Here is a 21,718-nt window from a genome sequence, read left to right as displayed (position 1 = left end):
AGCTTAAGCAATACCTGCCGATATGTATAGGACTATAATTTCAAACCTGTCCGGCTCTTAAATCTTCTCAGCATAATCTGGCTTTCTACACGGCTTATCCCTTCCACCGCATAAAGCTCATTATTAATGAACTTCTCAAGAGAGGCGAAGTCCTCTACAAGTACATGCATGTGGAGCGTGCTAGGTCCAGTCATCTGGTAGCAGCTGGCAACGCTTGGGTTATTAGCCAGGCTTTCGGCAACGGAAACTAGAAAGGCTGGTTCACAATCAACTTCAAAAAAGGCTGACACTTTTTTGCCGACTGCTTCAGAATTAATGACAACGCTGAATTTTTCTATAACTCCCGTCTCTTCCATCCGATGGACACGCTCGCGTACAGCTACTCGCGAAAGATTTAACTCTTTTCCTATATCTGCATAAGACATTCTCCCATTACCAGTCAGCAGGCTGAGGATGTTACGGTCCGTTTCATCTATTTTCATTATCTCACCACTTAGTCCTTTAATTTGTAATCTTTATTTTTATCAGATTTTATTTGAAAATTCAATAAAATTTTCAAATGCCTTATCCTGCCCGCTATCTTCTGCTATTTTGACAGACATCCATTTTATTTTAAAGCAAGAAGCTAATTTTCCCAATCCATGCTCAAATCAGCATAAAACATGGTAACAAGTCTAATTTCGTTTGAATAGGGTATTGTGTTATCATCTAAACATCACCAAACATAATTAGGATAAAATACTTAGCAGTTTTGATATCCCTCGCTAAAATGCATACTAAAATAAAGCATTTTAACTTATCTGCTTAAAGGAGAAGGTCATGACTCAAGTACTAATCGGAAGTTTTTTATCAGCGATGTCTACAGGACTGGGTGCCTTATTAATCCTTTTTTTGCCGGGATCAATCACTCATAAATGGCGGGATGTGATTCTTGCTTTAACGGCAGGCATCATGATGGCAGCCTGCATGTTCGGTTTAATACCTCAGTCTATGGAATCAGGAGGTTTTTTGGCTTTATCTATAGGTATGTTTTTGGGTGTTGGAACTCTGACCCTTCTGGAAAAAAATATTCCTCACATTGACCTGCAGCATTCAAAGAGCGGGATCGTATTTGATGAAAAAGCGCTCCTTATCATCTCTGCCATCACACTTCATAACATTCCTGAGGGCCTCTCCGTCGGAGTAAGTTATGCCTCTAATATTGAAGGCACAGGTAACTTGATTGCACTTGCTATCGGGCTGCAAAATGCACCGGAAGGTCTCCTGGTGGCATTATTTCTGGTTAACCAAAAAATCAATAAATTTAAAGCCTTTATTATAGCTACCCTCACAGGGGCTATTGAAATCGTTACCTCACTGATAGGTTACAGCCTTACTTCTTTTATAGAATTTTTAGTTCCATACGGATTGGCATTTGCCTCTGGAGCGATGCTATTTATCATTTATAAAGAATTAATTCCCGAAAGTCATGGAGACGGAAACGAAACTACTTCCACATATGCCTTTATTATCGGTATCTTATTCATGGTACTGTTGCTCCAGTTGTAATTTCTGCATTTTCCAATACCGAAAAAACCTTGCTGCGTCAGCAAGGTTTTTCGTTATTCCATATATATAAACTGAAAGAAATAGTTAGACAAGCCTTATATCAGAAAAATTTTCCGGCAATATCACAACCATACTTTGAATAGACAGCCGCACCTCTTTTTTTTCCGTATGCTCGATAGAAAGATATTCATTGATCAGCTCGTCTAATTCCTGGCTGTTTTCAATAGTTCGTGCATGAGTTAATCCGTTCTCTCTTGCAGATTTTATCATTTCACTTCTCTTCAGCTGGATATCATTCTGCATCTTTTGTAAGGTATAAGAGTTCATGATTAACCTGCTTCCTCCTAGTTTTTAATATAATACTATAGCATTATTACAATATATAAAGGCATTGTAAATAGATTCGCAATAATAGACATAAAAAGCTAAAAACCATCATAAATCTCTTTGTCTTCTTCGGGATTTCGACATTATAACCCTTTGTCTTTATCCTGTATTTGATAATTTCTGCATAGGCAGACGATAAAAAAAAAGGATGGCTCTGTGCCAATCCCTTTGTGGTTTGTTTAAAATTTCTGTGCTTAGCTATTTATGAAGAAAGGCACCGTTCTTCGCTTTTTGGTGTTGTCCAGCTCCAAGCTGCCACCTTCGAGACATAAGCCAATCAGTCCATGAGAAGAAAAAGCGCTTCTCACGGCCTGCTCGTCTTATGCTTGTCAGGTAGCTCCTCCACTATCGCTCCGGACCGCTTTCCGCTTTTCGGGTAATCCAGCTGCGAACTGACACCTTCGGTCATAAGTTAATCGCCGTTAAAAGGCAAAAGCGGCCTTTTACCACCGCTTTTCTTATGCCTGTCAGGTGTCTGCCTTTCTTTATGACTCTTCTTTTTATTAATTAAGATGTTCATGGTGCTTCAAGGTATCTTTATTGAAAGGCACCGTTCTTCGCTTTTTGGTGTAATCCAGCTGCGAACTGACACCTTCGGTCATAAGCCAATCGCCGTTAAAAGGCAAAATCGGCCTTTTACCACCGCTTTTCTTATGCCTGTCAGATGTCTGCCTTTCTTTATGACTCTTCTTTTTTATTAATTAAGATGTTCATGGTGCTTCAAGGTATCTTTATTGAAAGGCACCGTTCTTCGATTTTTGGTGTTGTCCAGCTCCAAGCTGCCACCTTCGAGACATAAGCCAATCAGTCCATGAAGAAAAAGCGCATCTCACGGCCTGCTCGTCTTATGCTTGTCAGGTAGCTCCTCCACTATCGCTCCGGACCGCTTTCCGCTTTCAAGCTTGCAGTTGTTCTTTGTCGTAGATAGGGACCCAGCCTTCGCTTGTTACAAAGATTCGTACAGCGACTACTTTACGGTCTTCCTGTAAGGTGAAATAATGGCGGGTATTGACAGGAACACTTATTAAATCTCCAGGATTTAAGTTTACATCAAACCAGACACCGTCTGTGCCTTCGATCGCAAAAATCCCATGACCGCTGACAATAAAGCGAACTTCATCGTCTGTATGATGATGCTCTTGTTTAAAGTTTGTCAAAAGCTGGTCAAGGTTTGGCGTTGAATCAGACAAGGAGATGACATCTTGAGCCTGGTAGCCTCGGCGTGCTGAAATATCAGCTATCTCTTCTTTAAAGCTTTCAAGAATTTGAGCTTTTTCTTCATCGCTGAGAGCAAACTTCTCTCTTAAATCTTCAGGCAGTTTATTAATGTCCCACTCTTCATAAATAACACCCTGCCCTTCTAAAAATTTGATTACGCTTTCTTGATTTTCAATGTGTTCATTTGATCCATGAATTGTAATTGTTGCCATTCTATTTCCTCCTAATTCGCTATAGTTTGATTTAAAGCTTGGGCAGAACGGCTTTGATTAAGCAGAAGCTCATAGCGGAACAGAAATTCTGATGCTTCGAGCAGCTTTTTAGCTTCAAATCCGGAGGTTCCCCAAACTGTAATTCCATGATTTCTAATCAAAACCGCACCGGAATTGCCTTCAATATGTGCAGAAAATTCATCTGCAAGTGTTGGGATATGGGCATGGTTATAAATGATCGGCATTCTTAACTCAGCATCTTCTTCCCATTTGCCGAAAGCTTTTATAATTTCCTGTCCTTTAAAAATAATTTCACCGCGGCCGCCATACAGTTCCGAGATGACATTGTTTTCGGCTGTATGGACATGAAGAATGCAGCCGGCCGAGGTACGGTTATATACCGCTGTGTGCAGAAGAGTCTCTGCGGATGGCTTTAAATGGGTTTCTTCTGCAGCCTGACCATTTTCATCTACTAGCAGGAAATCTTCGCTTGTTCTTTTTCGTTTGTCTTTACCGCTTGCGGTTACGAGAAAACGATTTGAGGAAACACGTATTGAAAGATTTCCGCTTGTACCCATGAACCAGTCCCTGGCAGCCAGTTCATCCTTAATGTCAGCAAGCTCTTCCCATTTATCTTTATAATCCATCACACCTTAACCCCCAGCTCTTTTGTGAGAATATCTATGCAATCATAAAATGTAGTAAAGGGTTGATAAGGAATGCCTTCTTCTTTGCACTTTTCTATTAAAAAATCTCTAGCTATAACTAAATCCGCCTGTTTTGCAGCTTCCAGATCTGTAATGGAATCTCCTATGACAATTTGAAAATAAGAATCATCGGCAATTTCCCTCATTATAGAAGGCTTACAGCAGCCGCACCCATTTTCGCAGTGTTCATCACAGGAATGAGGCCATTCAATTTGAATGAACTCACCGCTGAAAATGCCTCGGTTGCAGTACACCGATTCAAAAGGGATATAATCCTTTAGCATTGGTTCGACAAAAAAGTCGATGCCGCCGCTTACCACGTAGAAAGGTATTTGAAGTTCCTTCGCAAAATTTACAAATTCCTTAAACCCAGGCCGTATCTTGGCTTCCCTTACCACAAAGTCAATGATTTCTTGTTTCAGGCCGCTTTCCAAAAGGGAGAACATCTTTCCTACACCTTCTGCTATACTGATCTCCTTGTTAAGCACCTGATCCTTCAGGCTGTCCCAGCCTTCAGGACCGTAAGTTTTCATTAAGGATATTATGTTATCGGAATCTGTAATGGTTCCGTCAAAGTCACAAAATATAATTGGCTTCATTTTAATCCCGCAGGTACACCTCCCCATAGCTCTAAAGCTTTTCTAAGTTCGCTGTGATCCTTGGCATACCTTTCAAGATCCTGTCCTTCTAAGACAGCATCGACCGCCTGGCGGAATGCTTTTCCGCCTCCGCGGGCTCCATCGGGATGCCCATGGATGCCGCCGCCGGCATTGATAACACTCTCAATTCCAAAATCTGCAGCCAACTTAGGAACCATACCAGGGTGAATACCGGCAGATGGTACAGGAAAACTGGTTTTCCATTCGTTCTCGGGAACGGTCAGGTTTTCTCCAATTGCTAAGGCTTCCGCCCTTGGTATAGCCACATTGCCATATGGCGAAGGGAATAATGAGAAATCCGCACCCGCATAGCGCACTAATTTCCCTAATAGCAGGGAATTTGATACTCCATAAATAGCTGAAGCAGTTAAACCTCCGCTAAAAGCTGGATGCGCCATAATTGGCAGTTTTATATCCTGGTGCTCCCGCAAGCCCTGCAGTACATCGAGGCCATAGGTATGGACATTGAAGAGCAATGCATCAGCTCCTGCATCAGCAGCTCGTTTTGCTTTGTCAATAAGCTCAAATGTTCTTCCTGATAGATTAACGGCATAAAGAGTTCTATGGCCTGTTTCTTCAAAAACAGAGGTTAATAGCTTCCGGCTTAGCTTAATTCTTTCTTCGAATGGGGTAAGAGGATTATCGAAAAGAATTTCATCATCTTTTACCACATCAACTCCACCAAGTGCCTGTTCCTTCAGCTGGTTCTCTAGAAACTGAAGATCTCTTCCAAGCACTCCTTTAAAAATACTCATCACCAAAGGGCGGTTGTTTACATCTACTAAGCTCCTGATCCCTTCTATGCCAAAACGGGGTCCGGGAAATGCTTTCCTTAGCTCATCCTTTAACTCCAAATCGAGAAGTTTAATTTCTCCATCAAGTGATAATTTACCGAATACAGTTGTTAAAATGGCAGGTAAATCATTCGAAAAATTCAAGGCAGGATAGGCTATTTTAATTAGGGCGCGGCCCATTCTTTTACCGAAATAAAGGTTTGCTTTCTCTGACTCTTCCAAAGCTTCAACTGAAACGACTCTTCCTTTGTGCTTTCTTAGCTGCTCCTGCTGCAGGGCGGGCATATCTGTCCAGGTCCCAACAGTCAAGCCAAGCGCAACTCCTTCAGCTTTATGTTCGGGATTCCCCTTTGCATCATGCAGCAAATATGTAGCAATAACTTCACTCATTCAATACCTCTCCTTAAAAACAGCCCTATCGTGTGCTCCCTAACATTAAATAAAGCCTCTTCATAAGAAGAGGCTGATAGACACCATCTTCTTATCTCTCAGCTTTAAGCTGCAAGATTTAGCACCGTGCCTTAAGGAATATAAATTCCGGCGATATAAGATCGCCCCACTTCACAATGGAATTACGGTCGGTTGCCGGGCTTCATCGGGCTAGTCCCCTCCACCTGCTCACAATAAGAATATGCATATTCATATTTTAACAATTACATAATTTAAAAGTTTTCATTCAAATTAATTAGGATTATGCCAGTTATTTTTGGTGATGTCAATCTAAAATTTTTATAAAATAAGAATTGTTAGATTATTCGGGAACGATTAATTTGCGTTCCTTTTCGGTTTTATTTAGCGGCTTAGCCATCACCTGCCGCAAATAATCCTTATTTGAACAGCTTCAATTCCCTGATTCGGTCCACTGCTTCGCGGAGCCTGTCCTCTGTCGTAAGCAGGCCTGTGCGGACATAGCCCTCACCATATGTCCCAAACCCAATACCTGGAGCAACTGCCACATGAGCATGCTCAAGCAGATAGTCGGCAAATGCTTCTGACGTAAAGCCCTCAGGTACTTTCAGCCAGGCAAAAAATGAACCTTTTGGCGCTGATACCTCCCAGCCAATTTCATTCAGCCCCTCAATCAACACCTTTCTACGAGATTCATAGGTGTCTACAAGCTGATCTACACATTCTTGGGATTCCAGCAATGCCGCAGCTGCAGCCTCCTGTACAGCAGGAAACAGACTTACATACATATGATCTTGAATAAGCTCGATGGCCTCTATCACACTAGAGTTCCCAACGGCAAAACCTACCCTCCAGCCAGCCATGTTATAGGTTTTTGAAAGAGTATAAATTTCGATTCCAACATCCTTCGCACCTTCACACTGCATAAAGCTCAACGGTTTACTGCCATCGAATCCGATTGCTCCATAGGCAAAATCATGGACCACGCAAATCGAATGTTTCTGTGCAAGATTTATAGTCTCCTTAAAAAACTTCGAGTTTGCAATAGCTCCTGTTGGGTTATTTGGATAATTTAAAAACATGAGCTTTGCTTTTTCTAATGTATCTTTGGATATAGATGGATAATCAGGGAGAAAGTCGTTTTTTTCAAGAAGAGGCATATATTCCATTTGCGCCCCTGCCATGGCAACCCCTGACCAATAATCAGGATAGCCGGGATCCGGGACAAGTACTGTATCACCCGGGTTTAAAAGACATTGCGGCAATTCCACTAGTCCTGCCTTCCCTCCAAACAATATGGCTACTTCTTTGTCAGGGTCGATATCAACTCCATACTCCCGCTTATAATACTTAGCAGCAGCTTCTTTTAGATATGAATAGCCTTTAAAGGGAGAATATTTATGGTTTATCGGGTTTTGGGCAGCCTCCTGAAGTCTTCTGACAATATGATCGGGAGTTGGCTGGTCTGGATTACCCTGCCCTAAATTAATCACGTCATGCCCTTCAGCTGTAATGGCTCCTACCTTTTCTACAAGTGAAGCAAAGAACTGTTTAGGAAGTGCTTTTAATAATTCGGATTTTTCGAATTGAATCATAAATTCACCTTCTCTGAAATTTCTTGAAAATCTAATCACAAATGATATATCGTAAAAGTAAGAAAGTAAAGATAAACTGTGAAATTATCAGATTAATTGAAGCTGGGGTGTTAGAATGAACTGGAAAATCGCCTGTATTCAAATGGATATATCGTTTGGGAATCCTGAAGTTAATTATAAAAATGCAAAAGCTATGTTAAGCAGGGCTGCTGAAGATTCTCCCGATGTTGTTATTTTGCCGGAGCTTTGGACAACCGGATATGATTTAACAAGGCTCGATGAAATAGCCGATGAAAATGCACAGGAAACTCTGTCCTTTTTAAAAAAATGTGCGAAACAATTTAAATTCCATATAATCGGAGGCTCTGTAGCGAGTAAGACGGATGAAGGAGTGTTCAACACCCTTTTAGTCATCGATAAAAATGGAGAAGAAATCAAGCAATATGATAAACTCCACTTATTTAAGCTGATGGATGAGCATCATTTTCTGCAGCCGGGAAATAAAGATGGGTTCTTCTCATTAGACGATCAGCTGTGTGCAGGTTTCATCTGCTATGATATCCGGTTCCCGGAATGGATACGCACTCATACCTCGAAAGGGGCAAAGGTTATTTTCGTCACTGCAGAATGGCCAAAGCCAAGACTTGCCCATTGGAGAAGTTTGTTAATAAGCAGAGCCATCGAAAATCAGGCTTATGTAGTGGGAGTTAATCGTTCCGGATCTGATCCAAAGAACGAATTTGCAGGTCACTCCATGATTATCGACCCATGGGGGGAAGTGCTGGCAGAAGCGGGAGATCAGGAGCAGATCCTGCAAGGTGAAATCGAGCTGAAAAAAGTAGATGAAGTACGCAAACTGATTCCTGTTTTCCAGGACAGAAGAACTGAATTTTATAAATAATAGGATATTTTTTCAAAAATATGGTTGACAAAATATTTTCAAAATTGGTATGATTCACAACGAACAATATACAAACTATTTAAATAACTCTTATCAAGAGCAGGCTGAGGGATAAGGCCCGATGAAGCCCAGCAACCGACCGTAATACCATTGTGAAATGGGGCGATCTATTCGCCTGTACTTTTAAGGCACGGTGCTAATTCCTGCAGAAATTTTCTTTTCTGACAGATAAGAGGTGCGAAGCCAATCTTCCAGCCTCTTTCTTTGTGAGAAAGAGGCTTTTCTATGTTTCTGCGTTATAGTTTATCGATTTCTGCCAGGTTCACATGAACGGGCACCCTTTTAAAACTATAGTTTTTTAAGAAATTGAACGCGGAGTTTCGCATCCGCATTATATCCAGGAGGTAGGTTAAGATGGGAGATAAGATACAGCCAATATATGAACCATTAAATTCTAGTTCTGCAATCGCACTTGTTAACAGATTAGGATTATTTACTGAAAATAGTGTTCTTACATGTAATGAAATCGGAGACGGCAATTTAAACTATGTTTTCCATATCGCAGACACTTCATCTAACAGGGGCGTCATTATAAAACAGGCTCTGCCATATGCAAAGGTTGTCGGCGAAAGCTGGCCGCTCACTTTAAAACGTGCGGTTATTGAAGCCAACGCGCTGAAGATCTTCGGCAGCTTCTGCCCGCAATTGGTGCCTAAAGTTTACTATTCGGATGAACAGCTGGCTGTCACAGTGATGGAGGATTTATCCTATCTGAAAATTTCAAGAAAAGGTCTTATTGCAGGTGAAGAGTATCCTCTCCTATCCAGACATATTGGCCAATATCTAGCTAAAACTTTTTTCTATACATCCGACTTTTATTTAGAGCCCGGTAAAAAGAAAGATTTTGCTAAGCAGTTTACCAACCCTGAATTGTGTAAAATCACCGAAGATCTAGTCTTCACAGATCCTTTTTTTGATGCGGAAACCAATGACTTTGAAAAGGCGCTCACTGAAGCTGTGAAGAATTTATGGTCTGATGAACGGCTTAAGCTTGAAGCTGCTAAGCTTAAGAAGAGCTTCTTGACTGAACAGGAAGTCCTTCTTCATGGAGATCTGCATACCGGCAGTATATTTGCAGGCGCCCAGGAAACAAAAGTAATAGACCCTGAATTCGCTTTTTACGGTCCGGCAGGTTTTGATTTAGGCCTATATTTTGCTAACCTTCTGTTTCAGGCTATCACTAGGAAAGGTAGTTCCAAAGAAGTCATTTTTACGCATCTTCACGATGTATGGCTGACCTTTGAAGCCGAATTTTCCACGCTTTGGAAACAGGAAAGCAAAGAGGTGTATTGTAAGACAGAAGGCTATTTAGAGTATACCCTTCAGAAAATATTTACAGATGCTCTTGGCTTTGCCGGTTGTGAGTTAATCCGTAGAACAATCGGCCTTGCTCATGTTGAAGATTTAGACGGCATTTCGAATGAAGGTGAACGCATCCTTGCAAAAAAGACCGCTCTTCAGCTAGGCAGAGCATTGATCATGAATAGACAACAGGAAGCAAAGATTGAATCGTTAACAACGATAGTAAAAGACCAATTGCTTGCTGCCAGCTTATCTTAATTGCCGCAGGAGGAGATACATCATGCAAAAATTAAACATTCCTTATTCCATTCAATGGAATGAAACACATATCACTATATTAAACCAGCAAGAACTTCCTTTAAAAACTGAATTTTTGGATCTTTATACCCTCGAAGATGTCTTTGATAGCATTGTTACCTTAAAAGTTAGAGGCGCTCCTGCAATCGGAATCACTGCTGCTTTTGGCGCTGCCCTGGCTGCCAATGCATTAAATGAAGAACATTTCCCAGTATTTATAGCAAAAGTAAAAGAATCTATATCCTACCTTGCCTCTTCAAGACCTACTGCTGTAAACCTTTTCTGGGCTCTTAATCGAATGGAATCTGTATTGATTGAGTCAACTACAGTTAACGAGGCAAAGACAAATCTTGTGCACGAGGCACTAAAAATCTTTTTAGAGGATGAAGAAACCTGCCGGCAAATTGGCGAGTATGGCCTATCCTTACTTAAGCCCGGAAGCCAGGTAATGACAATCTGCAATGCAGGCGGCATAGCAACGGCCCGGTATGGTACAGCCCTGGCTCCATTTCACCTTTCAATAGAAAAAAATATTCCTTTAAAGGTTTACGCTTGTGAAACACGTCCTGTTCTGCAAGGATCGCGCCTTACAGCCTGGGAATTGATGCAGGCTGGTGTTGATGTAACTCTTATTACTGACAGCATGGCTGCTCATACGATCAAAACCAAAGAGATCAACGCCATAATTGTCGGCGCGGACCGTATAGCTGCAAACGGAGATACGGCCAATAAAGTTGGGACATTCGGTCTTGCGGTGCTGGCTCAGCACTTTGGGATTCCATTCTATGTTGCCGCTCCTTCGAGCACCTTTGATTTGACTTTAGCAACAGGCGAAATCATTCCAATAGAAGAAAGAAAAGAAGAAGAAATTACTCATATCGGGAACACTAGAATTGCTCCAAATGATGTTGCAGTCTTCAATCCGGCATTCGATGTGACTCCTAATGAGTTAATAACAGCCATCATTACCGAAAAAGGAATTATCTATCCTGATTATGAAGAAAATATTCACCAACATATAACGTTGTAAATATAAAATAAAACGGTTTACATTAAGTCCTTCAAATAGGGATCATGTAAACCGTTTTATTTTTGGCTGTTTTCGCAAACTTTGTTGCTATCGAACAAGGAGGTTGATTTCCTCTCCAGGATGCTCGCTTTCCGCGGGGCGGGCGGTGAGCCTCCTCGGCTTTGCCTGCGGGGTCACACCTGTCCCGCTGCTCCCGCAGGAGTCTCGCACCTTACGCTCCAATCAACCTAATTTAACAATGAGATGACTTTGTAAAACTTATTAAATAACAACAATCTTTAAGAAAAGAGCCTATTTTTTTTTAGATACATTATGAGCTGATCATACTCACTGATCAAACCTTGGAAATATGTTATTTAAAAATAAGGGGATTGAACTTTAGGTGTTAAAACAGTAAGCCGGAAGTACTTTCCAAATGTAAAAGATTTCTTTTTAAATCGGTTTTACTGCCAGCATATCCAGTTAAAGAACCATTCTTTCCTATGAGCCGGTGGCATGGAATGATGATCGGGAAAGGATTCACCCTGCTTGCCTGCCCTACTGCCCTGACAGCTTTGGGTCTTCCAATGGCAATAGCTGCCTCACTATAGGATCTCGTTTCTCCGTAAGGGATGATACGCATATACTCCCACACTGCTTTTTGAAATAAAGTTCCTTCAATCTGCAGAGGCACATCAAACCGAATATCTTCACCCGCAAAATAACGCTCCAGGGCATCATTAAGATGATCAAATAGACCGTGTTCTTTCTTATATTCAGGAGAAAACTTTGTTTTAGCCTTAGTAAATAGTTCTTCCCCTAGGAAAATTCCAGTCAAGCCTGACTCTGTTCCTATGAAAAATAAATCACCGATTAAAGGATGATGATAGGTTCTCCAAAAATACAATGTTAAAGACTCCCCTTCCGGCGTCCATCAAGCGGCAGGAAGATGCGAAAAGTCGTACCTGAACCCAGCTTGCTTTCAACATCTATCCAGCCCTTATGTTCTTCTATAATTTTATAGCTTACCATAAGTCCGAGGCCTGTACCTCTTTCTTTCGTTGTATAAAAGGGCTCTCCCAGTTTTTTTATTTTTTCTTCAGGAATACCCTGGCCCTGGTCGCTTATGGATATGCACACATACTTCTCCTTATATGTATCAGTTTCCACTTTGATCGTTCCGCCATTTGGCATCACTTCTATAGCATTTTTAATAATGTTAATAAACACCTGTTTCAGCTGATTGCCTTCGCAATAAATATTTTCTATTTCACTATTGTAACAAGTCTCAAACTGGATATTCTGCATCAAGGACTGAGCTGTTAAGAGTTCAATCGTTTCTATTAAAATTGCATTTATGTCCCTTTGAAGAAACTTTACTGCCTGAGGCTTCGCGAGTACCAGAAATTCAGTGATAATCGTTTCTATTCGCTGCAATTCAGAAGTGATCACTCGGAAGTATGTAGAGAAATCATCCTGTATGCTTCCCTGAAGAAGCTGAATGAAACCTTTTAGTGCAGTCATTGGATTCCTAATTTCATGGGCTATACCGGCAGCCAGTTCACCCACCACATTAAGGGTATCAGATTTCCTCAGCTGTTCCTGCATTTCAAGCCTTTCCGTAACGTCCCTGAACACAGTAAGGCTAAGACCTGTGTTGATCCGGGTTGAAAATTCAATATGCTTAATAATACCATCTTTAAAGTGAATTGGAATAATGGTACTGCTGAATTCATTTTGATTCAACTCATTTAAATACTGTTCGAAATTCCTGGCATTCTCAGGCTGTAAATTAATTAAATCATACACCGAACGAGCAGACATTTTCTGAGGAATATCTAATATTTTCAATCCTGATTCATTTATATCAGCGATTTTTCCTGAACTATCCCACAAAATCAAGCCATCAATAGAATCTTCGAAAACCTTTCTGAACTTTTGCTCACTCTTGCGAAGCTGCAATTCCATTTGATACTTTTCGCTGACATTTCGGAAGATCGTAATAATATGATCATCTTCATCATGGAGCCTGGACGTAAACTCCAGAAGCTTCCGCTGGCCATTTGGCATTAAAAAAAACGTTTCAGCACGTATGGCTTTTTTTTCAAACAGCTCATTAAGAAGAAAATAATAACGTGCATCTTTTGTTAGGACAAAATCTGTTAATTTCAATCCTATTAAATCTTCTCTGTCTGTTTCAAAAATTTTGGCGGCTGAATGATTAACATGCAGGATTTCACCATCCTTATTCCAAAATACTATAGCATCCAATACCTGTTCAAACAGGTCTGTGAAATTCCTTTCACTCTTTTTTAATTGTTTTTCTATGCTCAGCTTTTCGGTTACATCCCTCATGATGCTCATGTAAAGGCCGTTTAACATATTTGTGCTTGTTGTATATTCATAATGTGTATATCCTTTGCTGTGGGTAAAGACAACTTCCCCTTTTACAGAACCCTCCTGATCCACTTCCAGTTTTCCCTCTTGCCAGCGATTCAAATAGTCAGATAACACAAACTCATCAATATATTTTCCTGCTAAATGCTCTTTTGATTCCCCTACTGTCCGGCAAAAGGATGGGTTCACATCTACAATAATTCCTTCTTTGTTATAGATTACGATATTATCCACAGCCTGATTAAACAGATCTGCAAACATTTGAACGGAAATATTCCGTTCCTGTTCTTTCCGTTTTTGAGTGGTTATATCTTTAATCCGATAAATCCGTTTTTCTTCCAGACGATCGAGTGTCGCCACATATTCTACATATTTAATAGTGCCGTCTGCCAGTTTAATTGTCCATTCATCTGTAAATACACCTTCTTTAATAAGCATATTTGTTTGATAGTCCAGTATATCTTTTGGTACTAGCTGCAGGAATCTATCAAGATTGAGATGAAACAGCTCTTTTTCCCGCAGCATAAATAAACTGCAGGCCAGGTTATTCACATATACTATTTTGTTATCTTTATTAACTATAATAAGGGCATCAGAAATGACTCCAAAAAAATCATAATACATTTTAATCTGCTGCCTTAAAGAATTTAGTTCTGACTGGCACTCATGTAGAGCGTCTGTCTCCAAAGTATTAGACATAAAACCCCTCCGCAAAATCGAAGTAAAAGTATTACTGAAACCTTTTCTTAAAGGTACTAGTTCTACATTCTTTTACAAAAATCCTATTCATTTGCAGTAAAACAGGAAATAATAACTAATTTCGCTAAACTCCTTTTAAAAACAGCTCAAAGATAGGAGAATATAGTTTTAAAGCTGATATCAGTAAAACTTGCCAATAGCAAATTAAACGTTTTTTCATTTTCAAAGCGGGTAAAGAAGCTAGAAAGAATCGAAATAATCGATAAAGCCTAAAATTGGAGGAAGCTATGAAACAGCGCGATTACTTCTTCGATAACGCTAAATTCATTTTAATGGTCTTTGTGGTGTTTGGTCATTTGTTGAGGACGTATATCGAACAAAATGAAATAATCTATACCATATATAAAGTCATCTATACTTTCCATATGCCCGGCTTCATACTAGTATCTGGTTTCTTTGCGAAGGGAATATATGAAAAAGGCTATGCCGGAAAACTGGCAAAAAAATTAATTCTTCCTTATCTGATCTTCCAGATCATCTATACGATTTACTATTATTATTTGTACAATAAGTCAGAGATTACTTTTAATCTTTTCGACCCGCAATGGGCACTGTGGTTTTTAATCAGTTTATTCTGCTGGAATTTAATGCTTCCCCTATTTGCCAGACTTAAGCGATGGACTGGGCTGGGAGTGGCATTAGGATTGGCACTAGCGGCCGGATATATTAATGAAATCTCTAATTTCCTAAGCTTATCGAGAACTCTTGTGTTCTTCCCTATTTTCCTCCTTGGATATCATCTTGGTAAAGATGATATCAAGAAATTAATGAGCAATCGCGCCAGGGTTGTATCAGCAATAACGTTTGCGGCCGTATTTATATGGTTTTACGTAAACAAAGACATGGATTATAAATGGCTGCTTGGTTCAAAGCCCTATGCCCAGCTCGAAGAAACGAGTATTTTTTCAATGTTTAAGAGACTTGGTTTATACGGTCTCAGCTTAATGATGGTACTCAGCTTTTTCTCATTCGTACCAAACAAAAAATTCTTCTTCACTAATTGGGGAAAACAAACGTTATATGTATATCTTCTTCATGGATTCTTCATTAAATTCTTTAAAGCGAGCGAGGTTCACAGCCTATTCACCGATGCAGAAAACTTTATTATGCTCGCTGGAATCTCTTTGATTCTGACCATCATGCTCTCGAGTGATTTCATCGCTTCCATGGCACAGCCCATGATTGAGTTAAAAACAACAAAACTTAAACAATTAAGCGTAAAGATAAAGGTTTATGCACATTTCTTTAAAAACCAGCTCAGGAAGCCATTTCATGGCTGATAACTTTAGCGTCTTTCTTATTGGGAGACGCTTTTTTTGATCAGATTTACTTATCTGAAGGTACTGCTAAAATTCCTGACAAAGCATGTATCGCCGATATAATCATTACACTGGATAAAAAAAATGAATCATCAGATACAAAATTAATTACGTCAGAATGCGCCATCACAAAAATCAGTAAAAAATTTATGAGCTTTACTAAGGATTTACATCAAATTTAAAGAATAGAATCGTTTACCCGACATTAGTTTCCTTATGTAATAAATAGTGCTATTCTATAGGATTGTGCCGCTTACCCGCTCAATTCCTCTGTATACATCTAAATGCTTCTTCTTTCCTTCCATTATACCGAGATTAAGCATCCCCGCGTTTCGTGTTTCGCTCATAAATGCTCTCACAGCCGATTGCTTGAGTCCTTCACTAGATTTACCTTCACTGCACGTAATTAATTAACTCGAGAAGCAGCCCTTGCTTAGACTTCCAAATTCTTCAGCAGAAAAAGACAAACCTTTCCAGCATGTTCAACTATATATTTCGTTTATTAAGGTATAAACTCTCTGCTCAAATGATATAATTAGAAGTTAGTTTAATCTTATTATATTTGAGAGGAGTGTCATGCGTTTCTAAGCGCAGAACACATGAATATTATTTGTACTACATTAAATGCCAAGTATATACACACGAGTCTTTCCATCCGCTATCTAAAAGCTTATGCTGCACCGGATTTCAATGTCGATATTTGTGAATATACCATTAAGGATCCTACTATTAATATCGTTTCAGATTTATACAATAAAAACCCGGATATTATAGGGTTCAGCTGTTATATATGGAATATCGAAGAAACCATTAAAGTCATCTCCATATTAAAAAAAATAAAGCCGGAGCTTATTATTATTCTGGGGGGGCCAGAGGTAACGTACGACACCAATGAGTGGCTGGCGAGAATCCCAGAAGTTGATTTTATTGTAATAGGAGAAGGAGAAGCTACCTTTAAAAACCTGCTTCATCAGCTGCACGGCGAGAAGAATTATACGGCAATACCGGGTCTTGCTTATCGTAAAGCTGAAAAAAACATCATACAGCCGCAGGCTTCAAAGCTAGATTTGCGTGAGCTGCCATCTCCATTCAGATTTGAGGAAGATCTTCCACATTTAGCGAAAAGAGTTGTCTATGTGGAAACAAGCCGAGGCTGCCCTTTTAGCTGCCAATTCTGTCTTTCTTCTATTGAAGTAGGAGTAAGATATTTCGACAGGGAAAAAATTAAAGATGATATTAGATATTTGATGAGTCATGGCGCCAAGACCTTGAAGTTTGTGGACCGCACCTTCAACATCAGCCGCAGCTATGCACTGGAGATGTTTCAGTTTTTAATTGATGAGCATCTGCCCGGAACTGTATTTCAGTTTGAAATAACCGGTGACATTATGAGGCCTGAAGTCATTGAATTCCTTAACCAAAATGCACCAAAAGGATTATTCAGATTTGAGATTGGCGTCCAATCCACCAATGACCCGACTAATGAATTGGTAATGCGGAAGCAGAACTGGGAAAAGCTTAAACGTACCGTGAACATGGTTAGAGACGGCAGGAAAATTGACCAGCATCTGGATTTAATTGCTGGACTTCCGGAAGAAGACTATAACACGTTTAAAAAGACTTTCAATGATGTGTTTGCATTAAGGCCTGAAGAATTGCAGCTTGGTTTCTTAAAAATGCTTAGAGGAACAGGCTTAAGGCTTAGCGCAGAGAGGCATGGCTACATTTTCATGGACCAGTCGCCTTACGAAATTCTTGGAAATAATATCCTCAGCTTTGATGATATTGTCAGGATTAAACAAGTGGAGGATGTTCTTGAAAAATACTGGAATGACCATAGGATGGATCATACCATTGAATATCTAGTTTCCAAAGCTTTTCCTTCTCCATTTGATTTCTTCCAGGAATTTGGCGAGTTCTGGGAAAATAAAGGCTGGTCCCGTATCGGCCACCAGCTGGAAGATTTATTTAAGAGGCTTAATGAGTTTCTTCATTCAAAGCAGAATATTGACCTTGATATAATTGAAAGCCTTATGAAATATGATTATTTATCCAGCCATAAGTATAAGCCAAGAAAGCCATGGTGGGAAACCAGTCTGTCAAAAGAAGACAGGAGTTTGATTTATAAAGAAATTTTGAACAACCCTGGACTGCTGGGGCAAGAGTTCGAGCAATTATCTTTAAGCGAGAAAGATCTTCATAAACATACAATGCTCGAAAAAGTTTCGTTCAATCTCGATCGGGGTACGGAAGCACCGACGATATTAGTTGCCTACTTCCAGCCATCTGGAGAAGGTGCGAAACTGTTCACTCTTTCTGAATCAGGAATGAAAGAAAGTGTGAGCTAATAGCTTAAGCAATTTTCATACTTCTTACATTCCATCCCTCTTGATTTTTTCAAGGGGGATTTTTCAACGCTATTAGTTTGTGAATCAAATGAGGCAGTAATGATTGCCGGGCATTCACAAAAGGCGCTGTTTTACTTAATCTTGCCTGAGCAGAACCTTCAACTTTCCTTAGAATCTGAAGGCTAAAACGAATGGAAGATGATAGTTTAAACAAACTGATACATGAACGAAAAACCGGGAAGAAGTAACCATCTTTTTCATATTGTCATGATCTTGATAAAGATTTGCAATCATTTTGAGATTCATCAGGTTTTGTGTATGAATTATACCTGTTTATACTAAGAACTGATTACCCCGTATTGCTCTTATGTAAGAGATTCTGTTCCCCATTGAAAGAGGCAGGTGAGCCGGTACAGACTGTATATATGTATAGAAAAAGCTGCAGGAAAAACTCCTTCAGCTTTTTCTTTATGTTCTTACGCATTTTCTGGAATTTGAATGGTTTTGGTTTTCACACAGCCTTTAACGCTGGCTCCTTTATTCATTCTTGTTATAATTTTCTTTATCCGTGTTCTTGTCATGGGCTACTTGCAGAGTTTCGTACAATTTTGATGCATTCATATCACCGGTCAGTTCTGTACCGAATTCTTCCCGTATGCCTGACAAGCCGGCTTTTCTTTGATAACGAACATGTTGTTCCACTATAATCTTCCCTTTCTTCCCTGTTTTGAATTTCGGTTTGCACCCTTCATCGGATTCTCACCATGTGCATATTCCGTTGAAAATTCGGCCTCCTGCAAATTCTTTCTTGGGGTTTTGCTCGTTTTTACGGCTGCATCGTATTCTGCTTTTCTTTTCGGCATCCATATCCCTCCTTATCGTTAGAATGACTCGTAATAGCTATAGGTTATTCCTGCTAATGTATGGACAGCGAATTAAATGAAATAAAATTTCATTAAAAAAGGATTTATTCAGAGAAAATTCGTTTCAGAGCCTTTGATATTTTGTATAATTAATAAAACATATGTTTTTTACGGAGGATGTTTATGCTGCCGATAGAAGTCAAGAAAATGATTGTCTCAGTGGTAGGTCATGAGAATTTTGATGATTCAAAGGCCGGGTGCCTTGTCTATTCCTATGATGCCACCCCGCAATTTCAGGCCATGCCCCACGCTGTAGTGAGTCCGCGGGATACAGCCGAAATAGCAAGCATTGTAAAAATTTGCAGTAAATACAAAATTCCTCTTGTACCAAGAGGATCGGGAACAAATTTATGTGCTGGAACCTGCCCTACTCATGGTGGAATTGTAATGCTTTTTAAACACATGAACAAAATTCTAGAAATTGATGAAGAAAATCTAACTGTGACTGTACAGCCGGGTGTCATCACGCAGGACTTAATTTTGGCGGTGGAGGAGAAAAATCTTTTCTATCCCCCTGATCCCAGTTCAATGAAGATTTCAACCATTGGAGGAAATATTAATGAAAATTCCGGAGGCTTAAGAGGACTTAAATATGGGGTCACCCGGGATTATGTAATGGCACTGGAAATTATTCTTCCCAATGGGGATATCATCCGGACAGGAGGAAAACTTGCCAAAGATGTGGCCGGATACGATTTGACTCGTCTATTTGTCGGTTCAGAAGGTACCCTTGGCATCATTAGCGAAGCAACATTAAAACTGATTCCCATGCCGGAAACGAAACAGACAATGCTGGCCCTATATCAGGATCTGGAAGCAGCTGCAAAGTCGGTTTCCAAAATCATTGCTCATAAAATTATCCCAGCAACTCTGGAATTTCTGGACCAGCCAACTCTTGAAGCAGTCGAGGATTTTGCGAAGGTTGGACTTCCTACCAATGTAAAAGCGGTGTTATTAATTGAACAGGATGGACCACCCGATCTGGTGGAAAAGCACATATCACTCATAGCAGAAATATGCAGGCAGAACGAGGCTGTCTCAGTCCAGATAGCCCAGAACGAAGTAGAAGCGAATGCCCTGATGACTGCCCGCCGCTCGGCTCTATCTGCCCTCGCCCGGCTGAAACCGACAACCATACTAGAAGATGCAACCGTGCCTAGATCAGAGATCGCAAATATGGTAAGAGCGATTAACGAGATAGCTGAAAAATACAATGTAAACATTTGTACATTTGGCCATGCCGGTGACGGAAACCTGCATCCGACATGCCCAACAGATTCAAGAAACCAAGAAGAAATTGAACGGGTTTAAAAAGCATTTGCTGAGATTTTTGAAAAAGCGGTCTCTCTTGGAGGGACGATAACAGGAGAGCATGGAGTCGGAGAAATGAAAGCACCCTTTCTTGAATTAAAACTGGGAGCCGCCGGCATTGAAGCGATGAAAGCAATTAAAAGCTCATTTGATCCTCTTAACATTATGAATCCAGGAAAAATTTTTGCTAAAGAATCAAGAAAACGCGTGGTGATCTCAAATTGACTGCACTAGAAGAGAAATATGCGATACAAACAGGTTTTAGGGAGCGGATGGATGAAGATGAACTGTTAAATTGTATGCGATGCGGTTTTTGCCTGCCAGCATGCCCTACTTATATTACTTCTGGCTATGATGAAGCACAGTCTCCCCGAGGCAGAATAGCATTAATGAAGGCTGTTAGGGATGGAATGATCGAATGGGATGATGATGTTGACCGATCCTTGGGCTTATGCCTTGGATGCAGGGCTTGCGAACCGGTGTGCCCTGCCGGAGTAAAATATGGACATCTGCTGGAAGAAGCCCGAGATATCATTCAGGATTATAAAAACCTCTCACTTCCGGTAAACACGATTCGCAAAGCTATTTTTCAAGGTTTATTTCCTCACCAGGATCGAATGCAGACGGTAACTGGACTGCTGGGTTTTTACCAAAAATCCGGGCTGCAGACAATCGTGCGCAAGATTGGTTTTATGAAGCTGTTCCCTGTACATCTTGCATCTATGGAACAGATTTTGCCAAAGGTTCCTTCAAAGAAGGATATGATGAATCGTCCTCGATATTTAGAACCTGCTGGAGAGAAGTGCGCACGGGTAGGCTTTTTCAGCGGATGCTTGATGGAAACCATGTTTATGGACACAAATAACTCGACACTGAAATTACTGCAGCTTGCTGGATGTGAAATTATTATTCCTAAAGACCAGTCATGCTGTGGTGCTTTACACGGACATAGCGGAGAAAAACAGGGATCAATAGAACTTGCCAAAAAAAATATTCAAGCGTTCGAAGAGTTAAATGTAGACTATATCATCACGAATGCAGGCGGATGCGGCGCCTTCCTTATTGATTATCATCATTTATTATCCGGGGACCCCGAGTGGGCCGAACGGGCAAGACAGTTCACGGAAAAAATAAAAGATTTTACTGAGATCCTGGTCGATTTAGATTTTCATAAAAAGGCTGAATTAAAGCTTGATCATCAAATTGTGACCTATCAGGATTCCTGCCACCTCAGGAATGTTATGAAAACCTTTAGTGCACCAAGACTGCTATTAAGCCGCATAAACGGCATCACCTTTAAAGAAATGAAGGATGCCGGAAGCTGCTGCGGATCGGCAGGAATATATAATATTGTGGAACCTGAAATGTCTATGAGAATATTGGATACAAAAATGGGTCATACCAAAGCATCTTGTGCTGATACAGTTGTAACGGCTAATCCAGGATGCCTGCTCCAGATGAAGCTCGGCATAGTAAGAGAAGGCATGTCGGACCAAATGGAAGCTGTGCATATTGCCGATCTACTATTAGAAGCGGTTCAGTGAAATTTTCCACCAAACCGATT

General features: G+C 40.3%; 18 protein-coding genes, 1 pseudogene and 2 riboswitches. Of the genes and pseudogenes, 8 read left to right on the top strand and 11 right to left on the bottom strand.

The features are described from left to right. Positions 1 to 32: 32 nt before the first annotated feature. A complete protein-coding gene (locus tag JOC77_RS12305) occupies positions 33 to 482 on the bottom strand; it encodes an Lrp/AsnC family transcriptional regulator (RefSeq protein WP_204543701.1) in 450 nt (149 codons plus the stop codon). A gap of 337 nt (positions 483 to 819) precedes the next feature. Here JOC77_RS12305 and JOC77_RS12300 point away from each other — a divergent pair, with 337 nt between their 5' ends. Next, entirely contained in the window at positions 820 to 1,548 is a 729-nt protein-coding gene (locus JOC77_RS12300) for a ZIP family metal transporter (RefSeq protein ID WP_204543699.1), read from the top strand. 84 nt (positions 1,549 to 1,632) lie between these two features. Here JOC77_RS12300 and JOC77_RS12295 read toward each other — a convergent pair whose 3' ends face one another. The 6 genes from JOC77_RS12295 to JOC77_RS12270 form a co-directional block, all read right to left on the bottom strand. Then, positions 1,633 to 1,875, bottom strand: a complete 243-nt coding sequence (locus JOC77_RS12295) for an aspartyl-phosphate phosphatase Spo0E family protein (protein ID WP_204543697.1) — start codon at positions 1,873 to 1,875, stop codon at positions 1,633 to 1,635. 956 nt (positions 1,876 to 2,831) lie between these two features. Continuing rightward, entirely contained in the window at positions 2,832 to 3,365 is a 534-nt protein-coding gene (locus tag JOC77_RS12290; RefSeq protein WP_204543695.1) for a 1,2-dihydroxy-3-keto-5-methylthiopentene dioxygenase, read from the bottom strand. An 11-nt stretch (positions 3,366 to 3,376) separates the two neighbouring features. Beyond that, positions 3,377 to 4,012: a methylthioribulose 1-phosphate dehydratase gene (locus JOC77_RS12285; protein ID WP_204543818.1), complete on the bottom strand. Its 636-nt coding sequence runs from the start codon at positions 4,010 to 4,012 to the stop codon at positions 3,377 to 3,379. Next, positions 4,012 to 4,671: a 2-hydroxy-3-keto-5-methylthiopentenyl-1-phosphate phosphatase gene (locus JOC77_RS12280; protein ID WP_204543693.1), complete on the bottom strand. Its 660-nt coding sequence runs from the start codon at positions 4,669 to 4,671 to the stop codon at positions 4,012 to 4,014. Before JOC77_RS12280 ends, JOC77_RS12285 begins: the two co-directional genes overlap by 1 nt. Then, entirely contained in the window at positions 4,668 to 5,915 is a 1,248-nt protein-coding gene (gene mtnW / locus JOC77_RS12275; RefSeq protein ID WP_204543687.1) for a 2,3-diketo-5-methylthiopentyl-1-phosphate enolase, read from the bottom strand. Before mtnW ends, JOC77_RS12280 begins: the two co-directional genes overlap by 4 nt. Positions 5,916 to 6,003: 88 nt before the next feature. Next, positions 6,004 to 6,155: riboswitch (SAM riboswitch) on the bottom strand. Between the two features lie 197 nt (positions 6,156 to 6,352). Continuing rightward, positions 6,353 to 7,528 carry a pyridoxal phosphate-dependent aminotransferase gene (locus tag JOC77_RS12270; RefSeq protein ID WP_239558730.1) on the bottom strand — a complete coding sequence of 392 codons (1,176 nt, stop codon included), beginning with the start codon at positions 7,526 to 7,528 and terminating at the stop codon, positions 6,353 to 6,355. A 115-nt stretch (positions 7,529 to 7,643) separates the two neighbouring features. On the opposite strand from JOC77_RS12270, the gene JOC77_RS12265 reads away from it, so the two are divergent. From JOC77_RS12265 to mtnA, 3 genes are all read left to right on the top strand, one after another. Then, positions 7,644 to 8,429 carry a carbon-nitrogen family hydrolase gene (locus JOC77_RS12265; RefSeq protein WP_204543685.1) on the top strand — a complete coding sequence of 262 codons (786 nt, stop codon included), beginning with the start codon at positions 7,644 to 7,646 and terminating at the stop codon, positions 8,427 to 8,429. 87 nt (positions 8,430 to 8,516) lie between these two features. Beyond that, a riboswitch (SAM riboswitch) is annotated at positions 8,517 to 8,664 on the top strand. Between the two features lie 179 nt (positions 8,665 to 8,843). Beyond that, entirely contained in the window at positions 8,844 to 10,049 is a 1,206-nt protein-coding gene (mtnK, locus tag JOC77_RS12260; RefSeq protein ID WP_204543683.1) for an S-methyl-5-thioribose kinase, read from the top strand. 19 nt (positions 10,050 to 10,068) lie between these two features. After that, a complete protein-coding gene (mtnA, locus tag JOC77_RS12255; RefSeq protein WP_377337378.1) occupies positions 10,069 to 11,118 on the top strand; it encodes an S-methyl-5-thioribose-1-phosphate isomerase in 1,050 nt (349 codons plus the stop codon). A gap of 385 nt (positions 11,119 to 11,503) precedes the next feature. On the opposite strand, the gene JOC77_RS12250 is transcribed toward mtnA, so the two are convergent. Together JOC77_RS12250 and JOC77_RS12245 are read right to left on the bottom strand one after the other, a co-directional pair. Next, entirely contained in the window at positions 11,504 to 12,004 is a 501-nt protein-coding gene (locus JOC77_RS12250) for a methylated-DNA--[protein]-cysteine S-methyltransferase (protein ID WP_204543680.1), read from the bottom strand. 2 nt (positions 12,005 to 12,006) lie between these two features. Further along, entirely contained in the window at positions 12,007 to 14,193 is a 2,187-nt protein-coding gene (locus tag JOC77_RS12245; protein WP_204543678.1) for a PAS domain-containing sensor histidine kinase, read from the bottom strand. Between the two features lie 287 nt (positions 14,194 to 14,480). Between JOC77_RS12245 and JOC77_RS12240 the strand changes: the two genes are divergently transcribed. Both JOC77_RS12240 and JOC77_RS12235 read left to right on the top strand, forming a co-directional pair. Beyond that, positions 14,481 to 15,533, top strand: coding sequence for an acyltransferase family protein (locus JOC77_RS12240; RefSeq protein WP_204543677.1), 1,053 nt, complete (start codon positions 14,481 to 14,483; stop codon positions 15,531 to 15,533). A gap of 638 nt (positions 15,534 to 16,171) precedes the next feature. Continuing rightward, positions 16,172 to 17,920, top strand: a complete 1,749-nt coding sequence (locus tag JOC77_RS12235; protein ID WP_204543676.1) for a B12-binding domain-containing radical SAM protein — start codon at positions 16,172 to 16,174, stop codon at positions 17,918 to 17,920. A gap of 537 nt (positions 17,921 to 18,457) precedes the next feature. On the opposite strand, the gene JOC77_RS12230 is transcribed toward JOC77_RS12235, so the two are convergent. Then, positions 18,458 to 18,622, bottom strand: coding sequence for a hypothetical protein (locus tag JOC77_RS12230; RefSeq protein WP_204543675.1), 165 nt, complete (start codon positions 18,620 to 18,622; stop codon positions 18,458 to 18,460). Further along, a complete protein-coding gene (locus JOC77_RS12225) occupies positions 18,622 to 18,783 on the bottom strand; it encodes a hypothetical protein (protein ID WP_204543674.1) in 162 nt (53 codons plus the stop codon). The genes JOC77_RS12230 and JOC77_RS12225 overlap by 1 nt, the downstream gene beginning before the upstream one ends. Before the next feature lie 183 nt (positions 18,784 to 18,966). Between JOC77_RS12225 and glcD the strand changes: the two are divergent. Continuing rightward, positions 18,967 to 20,379, top strand: a pseudogene (gene glcD, locus JOC77_RS12220) (glycolate oxidase subunit GlcD). Next, positions 20,376 to 21,698, top strand: a complete 1,323-nt coding sequence (locus JOC77_RS12215; protein WP_377337344.1) for a (Fe-S)-binding protein — start codon at positions 20,376 to 20,378, stop codon at positions 21,696 to 21,698. Before glcD ends, JOC77_RS12215 begins: the two are co-directional and overlap by 4 nt. Positions 21,699 to 21,718 lie beyond the last annotated feature (20 nt).

This window comes from Peribacillus deserti, assembly GCF_016909175.1.
GTDB lineage: Bacteria > Bacillota > Bacilli > Bacillales > DSM-1321 > Paraperibacillus > Paraperibacillus deserti.
Note: the sequence above shows the minus strand (reverse complement) of the source record. Positions and strands in the feature narration are given on the sequence as shown.

Coding starts and splice junctions, on each gene's coding strand:
- JOC77_RS12305 (WP_204543701.1), bottom strand. CDS start 482: ATGAAAATAGATGAAACGGACCGTAACATCCTCAGCCTGCTGACTGGT.
- JOC77_RS12300 (WP_204543699.1), top strand. CDS start 820: ATGACTCAAGTACTAATCGGAAGTTTTTTATCAGCGATGTCTACAGGA.
- JOC77_RS12295 (WP_204543697.1), bottom strand. CDS start 1,875: ATGAACTCTTATACCTTACAAAAGATGCAGAATGATATCCAGCTGAAG.
- JOC77_RS12290 (WP_204543695.1), bottom strand. CDS start 3,365: ATGGCAACAATTACAATTCATGGATCAAATGAACACATTGAAAATCAA.
- JOC77_RS12285 (WP_204543818.1), bottom strand. CDS start 4,012: ATGGATTATAAAGATAAATGGGAAGAGCTTGCTGACATTAAGGATGAA.
- JOC77_RS12280 (WP_204543693.1), bottom strand. CDS start 4,671: ATGAAGCCAATTATATTTTGTGACTTTGACGGAACCATTACAGATTCC.
- mtnW (WP_204543687.1), bottom strand. CDS start 5,915: ATGAGTGAAGTTATTGCTACATATTTGCTGCATGATGCAAAGGGGAAT.
- JOC77_RS12270 (WP_239558730.1), bottom strand. CDS start 7,528: ATGATTCAATTCGAAAAATCCGAATTATTAAAAGCACTTCCTAAACAG.
- JOC77_RS12265 (WP_204543685.1), top strand. CDS start 7,644: ATGAACTGGAAAATCGCCTGTATTCAAATGGATATATCGTTTGGGAAT.
- mtnK (WP_204543683.1), top strand. CDS start 8,844: ATGGGAGATAAGATACAGCCAATATATGAACCATTAAATTCTAGTTCT.
- JOC77_RS12245 (WP_204543678.1), bottom strand. CDS start 14,193: ATGTCTAATACTTTGGAGACAGACGCTCTACATGAGTGCCAGTCAGAA.
- JOC77_RS12240 (WP_204543677.1), top strand. CDS start 14,481: ATGAAACAGCGCGATTACTTCTTCGATAACGCTAAATTCATTTTAATG.
- JOC77_RS12235 (WP_204543676.1), top strand. CDS start 16,172: ATGAATATTATTTGTACTACATTAAATGCCAAGTATATACACACGAGT.
- JOC77_RS12225 (WP_204543674.1), bottom strand. CDS start 18,783: ATGCCGAAAAGAAAAGCAGAATACGATGCAGCCGTAAAAACGAGCAAA.